The organism is Pseudomonas sp. Sample_9 (genome assembly GCF_004307535.1).
Classification (GTDB): domain Bacteria; phylum Pseudomonadota; class Gammaproteobacteria; order Pseudomonadales; family Pseudomonadaceae; genus Aquipseudomonas; species Aquipseudomonas mercuritolerans.
Genome location: NZ_RAZO01000124.1, coordinates 24,583 through 36,590 on the forward strand (window position 1 = coordinate 24,583; position 12,008 = coordinate 36,590).

Here is a 12,008-nt window from a genome sequence, read left to right on the forward strand (position 1 = left end):
AGTTCCTTAAACATTTGCGGCGTGGAGAAGTTTGGCTGCGACGGTGCTCCATTCGTCCATTGAGCTTTCGTTATCCAAAGCCAACGTTTCATGCAGGCTTTCCAATGCAAGCCCAGCGCTTTTGCAGACTTCAAGGTGACGCGTGACCCAATCCAGTTGCTGCATGTTTTCAACACGCTCCCGGGATAAAGGCTGGGTTAGGCTGCTCAACGAATACTTGATATCAAGAAAGTCTTTCAGCGCTTCATTGGCTTTGTTTTTTTCATCGGTGGAGGCGATGTCTAAGTAACCTAGAAGATCTCCGCCTGCTCTCGCGTTGCCTCGGCTGTAATTGGCAAAGCGTTCAAGGCAATAGAAGTCTTCCAGTGCAAATACGTTGTTCCAGCCTGATTTCAGCAGCTGGGGCGTATTCAACAGCTTTAGCAATACGTCGCTGCTCAGGTTTAATGTCTGGCAGATTTCAGCGGCGGCCAGTGATTGTTTCAGCAGCAGGATTCCCCCGGCTCTGATTTGCGTACATAGCGCCTGTTCGCTGGTGTTGACCATTTTCATGACGCAGGGAATGTATTGCGCCGAAAGCCCGGCGACGTCCTGCAGCATTTGCTGCACGGCAAGCCTTTGTGGTTCTTCAGCGCTGGCATCGCGCATGGCTCTTATCGCAGCGATATGCGTGGGCAGCGTTTCACGCGCAAAAGGAACGCGCTGCCCGAGCATGCGTAACAGTTGCGCGGCAGTCAGGCCGGCGGATCGCAACCATGCCATTACTCCGTCCAGTGCCATCAGCAAATGGAGAATGTCCGGTTTGTCATTGCCTAATTTTCCGGATACCAGCAATTCCTTGAAGGCTTCGCCTCCCAATACATTGACCAACTCGACGCATTCGAGCGGGGACAAACCAAACAGCTTTGCGATGCGCGCCTGGCGATAAAGCGATGAAGCGGTCTGCAAGTTTTGACGCAGGTTTTTCGAATATGTTTTGCTTAGTTGCGCCATCTGCTTGAGCGAATGGTACGAAATCCCGAGATCCATTCCTTCGGCAAGAGAGGCGATAGTTGCTTCAATCTCTCCCCCCTCTTGTTGGAACAAATTGGCCGTCAGGGAATTGCGACGCAAAACACGATCAGACAACGGCGTGCGGCCGTCGACCGAGTGGGTAGGTAACCGATACAGCAACGCGGCGAATTCCTCTGCCTCAATCCCGTAATGTAGTTTGAAATATTGATAAACACCCAAGGCGCGCAATGTGGACGTACTGATGAATTCATCACTGCCATCACTGCCATCACTGCCATCGCTGGAAATTGCGTTGCAGACCAATGTGTCGAGATCCCCCAGCGAGATTTTGCTCCATCGATGCAAGCGTATTATTCGTTGGAGGCGATCAAGGGCGGTAAATAAGTGTGCATTGTCATTTTCGTGTGCCAGACAAATGTTTTTCAGTTCGCTACCCTTTATATCTTCCACGACAGGATGTGAATTTTGTGACGGGTATGATTTGCTAACTTGAAGGTCCAGGAGCTGCTTGATTTCCGATGATGAGCAATGGGTCTGAGAAGCGAACAGGTCCAGCGGGTAACGCCCGTCGTTTATTTCGGATTTGTTGACTACAGTGTTTGCTGTGCCTGTCGGGATATCTGACCGGTCGATATATTCTGCGAGCTTGACGGTGAGGACTTCGATTTGCCTGTTGCTCAGATTCGACATCTTTAGCTGGGCTTTGCAAAGCTCTTTTGTCTTCAGGTTTTCGGAATCCGCAACATGGCAATGTGGCCATTCAAACCGCAACTTGTAATCCAGAATGCCCAGTCCCAGATTCTTCGCGGCGAGCGCTACCACACATTGCTGGTGAGCGTGATGGTAGGGGAAATAAAGGGGCTTAGTCTTTTTCGACATTATCTCCAATGCTTGCTTGCGGCTGACGTTTTTTGCATCGTTTGTTATTTTTCGGCCCAGTACATTGTTGACGAGTTTCAATGTCGAGAGTGATTCAAAAACAGTGCTGGCATCTATCTTTTGCTCGGCGATATCCGGACGAAGGTCTGTTATTTTTCGCCCGGGTTTAGCTTTCGCGTCGAATTGCTTGGCAAACAAGTACAACGCGCGCAGATAAGCAACTGGAGAATCGATCGAAGCGATATCGTCATGAGCGCAGAACTCCCCCCAGTTTTCTTTGAACAGATTGTTATAAGTTGCCTCGATTTTTGTCAGGTCGCGCTTGTTTCGTGTTTTATCTGTCTCGTCTGTCTTGTCAGCTTTGTGCAGTTGGCGCTCCATTTGTTCCCGCGTCATTTGCCGGGCAGGACTGCTGGCATAAGCCAAAGTCCAAGTGTCTGCCGTTTCGCAAGTCTTTTTGAGTATGTCTGGTTCTCTTGTACTCATGATCTATTCGCCGGTTAGTGCTGTGAGTTGTCGTGGCGGCGAACATAACTTAGTCCAAAGAATTTTAGGTGTAGGAATATTCTCTGCTGAGGGTAAGAAGAAAAAACTTGAACTAAGTGGTTTGTAGGAAAAGTTCTGAAAGGATTGTTCTGGCTCGGTATTCAGGACGTTTTATTCGACTTCAGCTAGTTGTTTGTTACCGAACGTGCGCTGCAATCGTCGGCGCGAATGTTTATAAGAAATTTCGATGGCGAAAATGGATGGGGGTGATTTTCATAAAACGCGACTTGGCATATCCATTAGCGACACACCTTATCTCTCCACGAAAATTATTTTCATGCGGTTTGAAATCTCGATCTCGAAATGATTTATGAGTTTCACAACCCATTCGAACGTGACCCTTTCGAGGAGTACCGCATGACGCCTTCCTTCGGCTATTGGCTGCTGGTCTATGCCGCCCTCGCCATCATTGCGCTGATCGTGTTGATCGCCCGTTACCGGCTCAATCCGTTCATTGTCATCACCCTGATTTCCCTGGGCCTGGCGCTGGTGGCCGGGATGCCGGCGTCGGCGGTGGTCGGCGCATATGAAGCTGGCGTCGGTAAGACGCTGGGGCATATTGCGCTGGTGGTGGCGTTGGGCACGATGCTTGGCAAGATGATGGCCGAGTCTGGCGGCGCCGAGCAGATGGCGCGCACGCTGATCGAGAAATTCGGCGAGAAGAACGCGCATTGGGCGATGGTCTGCATCGCGTTTCTGGTCGGCTTGCCGCTGTTCTTTGAAGTCGGTTTCGTCTTGCTGGTGCCAATCGCTTTCACCGTGGCGCGCCGGGTTGGCGTGTCGATTCTGATGGTCGGGCTGCCGATGGTCGCCGGCCTCTCGGTGGTGCATGCGCTGGTGCCGCCGCACCCGGCGGCGATGCTCGCGGTGCAGGCCTATCAGGCGTCGGTCGGGCAGACCTTGCTGTACGCGATCGCGATCGGCATTCCGACCGCAATCATCGCCGGCCCGCTGTACGCCAAGTTTATCGTGCCGCGCATCCAATTGCCGGCGGACAACCCGCTGGAAAAGCAATTTCTCGACCGCGAACCGCGCGACAAACTGCCGGGTTTCGGCATCACCATGGCGACCATTCTGCTGCCGGTGGTGCTGATGCTGATCGGCGGCTGGGCCAATCTGATTTCCACCCCCGGCAGTGCGTTCAACCAGTTTCTGCTGTTCATCGGCAATTCGGTGATCGCGCTGTTGCTGGCGACTTTGCTGAGCTTCTGGACGCTGGGCATTGCTCAGGGTTTCAACCGCGAATCGATTCTCAAGTTCACCAACGAATGCCTCGCGCCCACCGCCAGCATCACCTTGCTGGTCGGCGCTGGTGGCGGCTTGAACCGGATTCTGGTGGATGCCGGCGTCACCGATCAGATCGTCGGCCTCGCTCACGAATTTCATCTGTCGCCGCTGATCATGGGCTGGTTGTTCGCTGCGCTGATGCGCGTTGCCACTGGCTCGGCCACCGTGGCGATGACCACCGCATCAGGCGTTGTCGCGCCGGTGGCCATCGGTCTGGGTTATCCACATCCTGAGCTTTTGGTGCTGGCGACCGGCGCGGGCTCGGTTATCTTTTCCCACGTCAACGACGGCGGCTTCTGGTTGATCAAGGAATACTTCAACATGACGGTCGCGCAGACGTTCAAGACCTGGACGGTGCTTGAGACGTTGATTTCGCTGGTCGCTTTCGCGCTGACCGTCGGCCTTTCCTACCTGCTGTAACCGGAGCCCGCCGCCCATGGACATCCTCTACCAGATCCGCGCCCGCCAGGATTTCTTCAGCGCCGGTGAGGGGCGCATTGCGCGGCTGATGCTCGACGATGTCGGGTTTGCCGCCAGCGCCAGCCTCGAAGACCTCGCGCAACGCGCCGAGGTCAGCACCGCCACGCTGTCGCGCTTTGCCCGCACGGTCGGCTGCCGCGACCTGCGTGATCTGCGCCTGCAACTGGCCCAGGCCAGCGGCGTTGGCAGCCGCTTTCTTGAACCTGGGAGCACGCCCGAGCAATCGGCTTTTTATGGGCAGATCGTCGGCGACATCGAAACCACGCTGCGCCAGCATCTGGCCGGTTTCGATGAATCGCGCTTCGCCGACGCAGTGAAATTGCTCAGCCAGGCGCGGATGATTCACGCTTTCGGCATGGGCGGTTGCTCGACCCTGTGCAGCGATGAATTGCAGGTGCGCCTGGTGCGCCTCGGTTACCCGATTGCGGTGTGCCACGACGCGGTGATGATGCGCGTCACCGCCGCCAGTTTGAACGCCGAGCAAGTGCTGATCGTCTGCTCGCTGACCGGCATCACCCCGGAGCTTTTGGAAACCGTGGAGCTGGCGCGCAACTATGGCGCGCGCATCCTCGCCATCACTCGCGGCGACTCACCGCTGGCGGAACTGGCCGACGTCGTCCTGCCGCTGCAAGGCGCGGAAACCTCGTTCATCTACAAACCGACGGCGGCGCGCTACGGCATGCTGCTGGCCATCGACGTGCTCGCCACCGAGCTGGCGCTGGCCAGGCCTGAAGACAATCAAGAACGCCTGCGGCGAATCAAACTCGCCCTCGACGAATACCGTGGCGGCGACGATCACCTGCCGCTGGGAGACTGACATGCAGTACGACACCCTGATCCGCAACGCTCTGCTCATCGACGGCAGCAACACGCCGGGCTACCGCGCCGACGTGGCGATTCTCAATGGCCGCATCGGGCGCATAGGCGATCTGCCTGACGCCCGCGCCAGCGAAGAAATCGACGCCGCCGGCCGGGTACTGGCGCCGGGTTTCATCGACGTGCACACCCACGACGACACCGTAGTCATCCGCCAACCCGAGATGCTGCCCAAGCTCAGCCAGGGCGTGACCACGGTGATTGTCGGCAATTGCGGCATCAGCGCTTCGCCAGTGAGTTTGAAGGGCGATCCACCCGATCCGATGAACCTGCTCGGCAGCGCAGCGGCGTTCGTCTATCCGCGCTTCAGCGACTACCGCGCCGCCGTCGAAGCGGCCAATACCACGCTGAATGTCGCCGCGCTGGTTGGCCACACGGCGCTGCGCAGCAATCACCTTGACGATTTGTTGCGCACCGCGACCCCCGACGAAATCACCGCCATGCGCGAGCAGTTGCGCGACAGTCTCGAGGCTGGCGCGTTGGGTTTATCCACAGGCCTGGCCTACGCCAGCGCCTTCAACGCCTCGACCGATGAAGTCATGCAACTGACCGAAGAACTGACGGCGTTCGGCGCGGTGTACACCACCCATCTGCGCAGCGAATTCGCCCCGGTGCTGGAGGCGATGGACGAAGCATTTCAGATCGGCCGCCACGCAAAATCGCCGGTGATCATTTCCCACCTCAAATGCGCTGGCGTCGGTAACTGGGGACGCAGTCCGCAATTGCTCGCAGCGCTGGAAGAGGCAGCGAAAACCCATCCGGTCGGCTGCGATTGCTACCCGTACGCGGCGAGTTCCTCGACCCTGGATTTGAAGCAGGTCACCGACGCCCACCGCATCACTATTACCTGGTCGACGCCGCACCCGGAAGTCAGCGGGCGCGACCTGATCGACATTGCTGGCGAATGGAAACTGTCGCTGGAAGAAACCGCGAAACGTCTGCAACCGGCGGGCGCGGTGTACTACGGCATGGATGAGGCCGACGTCAGAAGAATCCTCGCTCATCCGCTGTCGATGGTCGGCTCTGACGGACTGCCCGAAGATCCGTTCCCGCATCCGCGCCTGTGGGGCGCTTTCCCACGGGTGCTCGGCCATTTCAGTCGCGACGTTGGCCTGTTTCCGCTGCACACCGCCGTGCACAAGATGACCGGCCTGTCGGCGGCGCGTTTTGGCTTGCAGGAAAGGGGCGAGATTCGTGAAGGACATTGGGCGGATCTGGTGTTGTTCGATCCGGCGACCGTGCGCGATGTGGCCGATTTCAACGATCCGCAGCGGGCGGCGCAGGGGATTGACGGGGTTTGGGTCAACGGCGTGTTGAGTTATCGCGATGGACAGGCGAGTGGGGGCAGGGCAGGTCGGTTTCTGGCACGTGAAGGTGATTTGCGCGAAGGATTTGATTGATGGTGATGACGCCAAAAGATCGCAGCCTTCGGCAGCTCCTACAGGTGTACACCCGGCTGCAATCTTTTGATTTTCTGTGGTGATGGCACATTGCGATTAAAGAATGCCATCCATAAGCCGATTTGCTGACATCCTCCCCGTCTACACTGTGGGGACAATCAGTCAGGGAGCACCCCATGAGCTTCGGCAAAACCACCCCGGTCCTGCGGATCTTCGATGAGGCCAAGGCTGTCGAGTTCTACGTCGATTTTCTCGGTTTCAAGATCGACTGGCAGCACCGCTTCGAAGCGAATTTTCCGCTGTATCTGCAGGTGTCACGGGGCGAGTGTGTGCTGCATCTGTCCGAGCATCACGGCGATGCCTGCCCGGGTTCGGCGCTGCGTATCGAGACCGATGAGCTGGAGGCGTTTCAGCAGCAGCTGATGGCCAAGGACTATAAGTTTTCCCATCCGCAGATTCAGGCGATGCCGTGGGGCAGTCAGGACATGACCATTGCCGATCCGTTTGGCAATCGGTTGGTGTTTACCAATGCGATCAGTCTTTGATCTGCATGCCTGAGATCAAAAGCCCCTCACCCTAGCCCTCTCCCGGGGGGAGAGGGGACCGATTGCGGGATGCTCGGGAGTTACGCCGACCTGAATGTGCTGTGTTGAATCCATAATTGGGCTGGACGCATTTTAGCCCTCGGTCGATCTGAGTCTTTTTGCCGAACCCATAATCGACTCGGTCTTTCAGGTCGACGGACAACGCAAGACAACTGGGTCGGCCCCCTCTCCCCCCGGGAGAGGGCTGGGGTGAGGGCAACCCCCTGACACCCCACAAAAACCAGCCCACACCAAATCCCGCAAAAGTCCTCAATCAGTCGGCACCAACCGATCCAGCACCCGATTCACCGCCATCTCCGCGACCATCACAATCTGCGCAATGCCCTGCAACGTCTTGCGCTGCGAGCCGTTCACCAGCCCCGCCTGATCGTTGAGCATCACCGTCGCCGAACCCAAAGTTTCGCAGGCATCGGCCAACAGCGATTCGTTGTCGGCCTCAGGATTGGCCATGTACAGCGTGTTGGACTTGTAGGGCGGGGCCATGAATTCGGCGCTGGATGGGCCGAGGTAATGGTCGAGGGCGCGGTCGGCGGCTTCGTGGAATTTCTTCGAGTCGGCGGATTCGTAGGGGGATGCCGGGTCGGTGGGTGGCGGGTTTGGGGTTACTTTGAACATATCCAGATCCTCATTTTGGCTGGCCACCGCTTCCCTACTAAAGAAAGTGGAGGCAGCTGTGCGCAGGTTAGTAGACCGGGGATCTGGGAAACCGGCGCGCCCGAGGGCGCCCTGCGCACAGCCACCATAAAGCTCAGGCGAGACCTGACTGTCTGATGAACGATGCACCCCAAATACTACGGGCTACTAAACCCGATCACTGATGGGCAGTGACGCAATCACAGTAGCGATGAGGTCTGGGGCGCACAAGCCGGCGGATTCTGGCGCAGGCGTAGGCAGCGGCGCAAGGAATTGTGGGTGGTTTCGCGGAATGCCGTGTCGCTTTAAACAGTTGTGCCAAGACGTGTTTAATCGGTGTGGCGAATGACGCCTTCGCGAGCAGGCTCGCTCCCACAGGGGATCTGCGGTGAACTCCGAAATGCAGACAACCGAGAACTACTGTGGGAGCGAGCCTGCTCGCGAAGAGGCCTTCAGCATCACCGCCGATTCCGCAGCCGAAACTCCCCCGGCGGCATCCCGCGCCAGCTCTTGAAGGTGCGATGAAACGAGCGCGGTTCGGTAAAGCCCAGATACTGCGCAATGTCCTGAATCGGCAACGTGCTGTTGAGCAAATAGTGCTCCGCCAACTCCTGACGCAGCTCATCGAGAATCTGCTGATATGACGTCCCGACCTGCTGCAATTGCCGCTGCAACGTGCGCACCGAAACGCTGAGCTGCTCCGCCACTTGCTCCTTGCGCGGCAAGCCCTCCTTGAGCAAACCGCGCAGGATGTTTTTCACCTGCTGCGCCAGCGACGCATCTTCCAGCGTCGCCAGCAAACCCATCGCGTGTTCTTCCAGGGTTCGCAGCAACTGCGCATCGGCCTGTCGCAGCGGCAACTGCAAATAATCCAGCGGCACCACCAGCGCCGAATACGCCTGATCGAACAGCACCGGGCAACCAAAAAACGCTTCGTACTCGGCCAGCGTCACCTCATCCGGCCGCGCATGCTCCAGCCATACGCAGGCCGGCGACAGCTGCGTGTCGGCGATCCAGCGCGCGTAATGCAGCCACGAACCGAGCACGTTTTCCACCAGATGCCGACGAATCCGTGGCCGCTGGTAACGGCAGGTCCAGATCAGATGCACGTGCTCGCCCTGCACCTCGGCGCGGCTGACGCCCATGTCGCCGACCAGTTTTTCGAACGGCATGATCCGGCTCATCGCATCGCCCAACGTCGCGCAGTTCATGGTGATGTAACCGAGCACGCTCCAAGAATTGGGCAGGACGAAATTCGCCGCATGCAGCCCGAACAATCCATCGCCCGAGTGCTCGCAGAAATAATCCAGCAAGCGCTCGTGAACCTCACCCGGCAGGCGCAAGGTGTTGTCGCTCAACTGCTGCGCCTGCAACCCGGCCGCCGCCAACGCAGGCTCGATGGCCATGCCCAACTGTTCGGCATGGCGCAGGTATTTGAGCAGCGGCGGAACGGAAGTGAAGCCGAGCGATGGCATGGTCGCGGTCCTTTGATCGACGGCGCGTGAGCGAATGAATGGCGCAAGGTAAGTGGATTGCCCGGCGAAAGTAAATGCCCGGACGTTTGGCGCCATTCGCTACAGGATCTGGCCGGATGCGACCGTGACAGATCTCCAGCGCTGACTAGTATGCAAGCTTGATCCAACGGCAGAAAAAGGACACACGCATGCGACGCTGGAACGGTTGGGGAGAGGCAGGCACGGTGGTCGAACTGCCGGCCCAGGGCGCGACATTTCTCCACGAACGCCTGGGCGCCGGCCGGGCATTGCCCGATGCGACTCTGGCAGCGGCGTTGGCGCAAGTGCCGACCTCGCGCTTGGTGCCTCATCGCTTGTACAGCGTCGATACTCACGATCGCCTGCTGCACGCGCGCGGCCAGAGCCTGCCGGACTGGCTGGCGTTGCGCGAAGGTGCGCTGGGTACTTATCCCGATGCCGTGGCGTTTCCCGAAACCGCCGAGCAGATCCGCCAATTGCTCGCGCTCGCCCATGATCAGGATCTGTGCTTGATTCCCTATGGCGGCGGCACGTCGGTGGCCGGGCACATCAATCCGCCAAACTCCGCGCGCCCAGTGCTGACGGTGTCGCTGGCGCGAATGAATCGCCTGACCGACCTCGACGAACACAGCCTGCTGGCGACATTCGGCCCCGGCGCCAGCGGGCCGCAAGTCGAAAGCCAGTTGCGTGCGCGCGGCTACACGCTGGGGCATTTTCCGCAGTCGTGGGAGCTGTCGACGCTGGGCGGTTGGGTCGCCAGTCGTTCCAGTGGCCAGCAGTCGTTGCGCTACGGTCGGATCGAGCAATTGTTCGCCGGCGGCACCCTGGAAACGTTCGCCGGGCCTCTGCAGATTCCAACCTTTCCCGCGTCGGCGGCAGGTCCCGATCTGCGTGAAATGGTGCTCGGTTGCGAAGGCCGTTTCGGGATCATTTCCGAAGTCAAAGTGCGAGTCAGCGCGTTGCCGGCGGACGAGCGTTTCTACGGCGTGTTTCTGCCCGATTGGCCGCAAGCGCTGCAAGCAATCCGGCAACTGGCGCAGGCGCGCGTACCGCTGTCGATGCTGCGTCTGTCCAACGCGGTGGAAACCGAAACGCAATTGGCGCTGGCCGGCCATCCGCAGCAGATTGCCTGGCTGGAAAAGTACCTCAAGCTGCGCGGCGCCGGCGACGGCAAATGCCTGTTGACCTTCGGTGTGACCGGCAATCGCCAGCAAAACGCACTGTCACTGAAACACGCGCGCCAACATCTGAAAGCCTTCGGCGGCGTGTTCACCGGCACCCTGCTGGGCAAGAAGTGGGCGCAGAACCGCTTCCGCTTTCCCTACCTGCGCGAGAACCTGTGGAACGCCGGCTACGTGGTCGACACCCTCGAAACCGCCACCGACTGGAGCAACGTCGATCACTTGCTCAGCCTGATCGAAAACAGCCTGCGCGACGCCTTGGCCGCCGAGGGCGAACGGGTGCATGTGTTCACTCATCTCTCGCACGTTTACGGTGAGGGCTCGAGCATTTACACCACCTACGTGTTTCGCCCGGCAGCCGACTATGCCGCGACGCTGGCGCGCTGGCGGATGCTCAAACACGCGGCCAGCCAAACCATCGTCGACAACCACGGCACCATCAGCCATCAGCACGGCGTCGGCAAGGATCACGCACCCTATCTGCTGCGCGAAAAAGGTCCGCTGGCGATGCAGACGTTGCAGGCGCTGAGCGAAAATTTCGACCCGGAGGGGCGCCTCAACCCGGGCACGCTGTTGCCAGAGTCGCGGCCATGACGGCGAACTGGAACGCGCAGTGGCGCGAGCAGATTCTGCCGACGCTGGCGGATGAAACCTGGGACCTGATCGTGATCGGCGGCGGCATCAGCGGCGCCGGGATTGTCCGCGAAGCCGCGCGACGAGGCTGGCGCTGTCTGCTGCTGGAACAGCGTGATTTTGCCTGGGGCACCTCCAGCCGATCATCGAAAATGGTTCACGGCGGTTTGCGCTACATCGCCAAGGGCCAGTGGCGGCTGACCCGCGATTCGGTGCGCGAGCGTCAGCGTTTGCTCGACGAAGCGCCGGGGCTGGTCGAGCCGATGAGTTTCATGATGCCGCACTATCGCGGCGGCTTTCCCGGGCCGCGCGTCATGGGCGGCTTGCTCTCGGTTTATGACGCGCTGGCGGGGCGGCGCAACCATGCTTTTCATGACGCCGAGCAACTGCGCTTTCTCGCCCCGGGGGTGAAGGAAAAAGGTTTGCTCGGCGGCAGCTGTTTTGTCGATGCGCTGACTGATGACGCGCGGCTGGTGATGCGCGTACTACGCGAGGCTCGGGCCGATGGCGCGGTGGTGCTCAATGGTGTGCGGGTCACGCAACTGCTGCGTGAAGGCGGGCGGGTGTGCGGGGTTCAGGTGGAAGATGGCGAGGGCGGGGCGACGCTGCAATTGCGCTCTGGTGTGTTGGCCGTTGCCACCGGCCCATGGGCCGAACGGCTGCGTCCGACTGAGGCACCACGGCAATTGCGACCGTTGCGCGGCAGTCATCTGTTGCTGCCGGGTTGGCGTCTGCCGGTGGCGCAGGCGTTCACCTTTCTGCATGCGCGCGATCGGCGCCCGGTGTTCGTGTTTCCGTGGGAAGGCGCGACGGTGGTGGGCACCACGGACCTCGATCACCGCGAAGACCTCGACCACAGCGCACGCATTTCCAGCGAAGAGCTCGACTATCTGCTCGCCGCTTGCCAGCAGCAATTTCCCGCTGCTGAAGTGGGCGTCGACGACGTGCTGTCGACCTGGTCAGGCGTGCGTCCGGTGGTGG

Annotated in this window: 9 protein-coding genes; 6 read left to right on the forward strand and 3 right to left on the reverse strand. The window is 59.4% G+C overall.

Annotated features, from left to right (window positions below; all coding sequences use genetic code 11):
- Positions 1-6: 6 nt before the first annotated feature.
- Entirely contained in the window at positions 7-2,379 is a 2,373-nt protein-coding gene (locus D6877_RS06705; RefSeq protein WP_130910276.1) for a Tc toxin subunit A, read from the reverse strand.
- A gap of 417 nt (positions 2,380-2,796) precedes the next feature.
- Here D6877_RS06705 and D6877_RS06710 point away from each other — a divergent pair, with 417 nt between their 5' ends.
- The 4 genes from D6877_RS06710 to D6877_RS06725 all read left to right on the forward strand — a co-directional run bounded on the left by D6877_RS06710 (position 2,797) and on the right by D6877_RS06725 (position 7,027).
- Positions 2,797-4,146, forward strand: a complete 1,350-nt coding sequence (locus D6877_RS06710) for a GntP family permease (protein ID WP_130910277.1) — start codon at positions 2,797-2,799, stop codon at positions 4,144-4,146.
- 16 nt (positions 4,147-4,162) lie between these two features.
- Entirely contained in the window at positions 4,163-5,023 is an 861-nt protein-coding gene (locus D6877_RS06715; RefSeq protein WP_130910278.1) for a MurR/RpiR family transcriptional regulator, read from the forward strand.
- Between the two features lies 1 nt (position 5,024).
- Positions 5,025-6,482: a D-aminoacylase gene (locus tag D6877_RS06720; RefSeq protein ID WP_130910279.1), complete on the forward strand. Its 1,458-nt coding sequence runs from the start codon at positions 5,025-5,027 to the stop codon at positions 6,480-6,482.
- A gap of 176 nt (positions 6,483-6,658) precedes the next feature.
- Positions 6,659-7,027 (forward strand): glyoxalase superfamily protein, encoded by a 369-nt coding sequence (locus tag D6877_RS06725; protein ID WP_130910280.1) that lies wholly within the window; start codon positions 6,659-6,661, stop codon positions 7,025-7,027.
- Between the two features lie 309 nt (positions 7,028-7,336).
- On the opposite strand, the gene D6877_RS06730 is transcribed toward D6877_RS06725, so the two are convergent.
- Positions 7,337-7,702, reverse strand: a complete 366-nt coding sequence (locus D6877_RS06730) for a DUF6124 family protein (protein WP_122699388.1) — start codon at positions 7,700-7,702, stop codon at positions 7,337-7,339.
- A 476-nt stretch (positions 7,703-8,178) separates the two neighbouring features.
- Positions 8,179-9,195 (reverse strand): AraC family transcriptional regulator, encoded by a 1,017-nt coding sequence (locus D6877_RS06735; RefSeq protein WP_130910281.1) that lies wholly within the window; start codon positions 9,193-9,195, stop codon positions 8,179-8,181.
- 188 nt (positions 9,196-9,383) lie between these two features.
- Between D6877_RS06735 and D6877_RS06740 the strand changes: the two genes are divergently transcribed.
- Together D6877_RS06740 and D6877_RS06745 are read left to right on the forward strand one after the other, a co-directional pair.
- A complete protein-coding gene (locus D6877_RS06740; protein WP_130910282.1) occupies positions 9,384-10,988 on the forward strand; it encodes an FAD-binding oxidoreductase in 1,605 nt (534 codons plus the stop codon).
- Positions 10,985-12,008: glycerol-3-phosphate dehydrogenase/oxidase (locus D6877_RS06745; protein WP_130910283.1), on the forward strand; the 1,024-nt coding region annotated here is incomplete at its 3' end. The genes D6877_RS06740 and D6877_RS06745, both read left to right, overlap by 4 nt.

Excerpts from the sequence above, each read along its gene's own strand:
- D6877_RS06710 (WP_130910277.1), top strand. The coding sequence starts at position 2,797 with ATGACGCCTTCCTTCGGCTATTGGCTGCTGGTCTATGCCGCCCTCGCC.
- D6877_RS06725 (WP_130910280.1), top strand. The coding sequence starts at position 6,659 with ATGAGCTTCGGCAAAACCACCCCGGTCCTGCGGATCTTCGATGAGGCC.
- D6877_RS06740 (WP_130910282.1), top strand. The coding sequence starts at position 9,384 with ATGCGACGCTGGAACGGTTGGGGAGAGGCAGGCACGGTGGTCGAACTG.
- D6877_RS06705 (WP_130910276.1), bottom strand. The coding sequence starts at position 2,379 with ATGAGTACAAGAGAACCAGACATACTCAAAAAGACTTGCGAAACGGCA.
- D6877_RS06730 (WP_122699388.1), bottom strand. The coding sequence starts at position 7,702 with ATGTTCAAAGTAACCCCAAACCCGCCACCCACCGACCCGGCATCCCCC.
- D6877_RS06715 (WP_130910278.1), top strand. The coding sequence starts at position 4,163 with ATGGACATCCTCTACCAGATCCGCGCCCGCCAGGATTTCTTCAGCGCC.
- D6877_RS06735 (WP_130910281.1), bottom strand. The coding sequence starts at position 9,195 with ATGCCATCGCTCGGCTTCACTTCCGTTCCGCCGCTGCTCAAATACCTG.
- D6877_RS06720 (WP_130910279.1), top strand. The coding sequence starts at position 5,025 with ATGCAGTACGACACCCTGATCCGCAACGCTCTGCTCATCGACGGCAGC.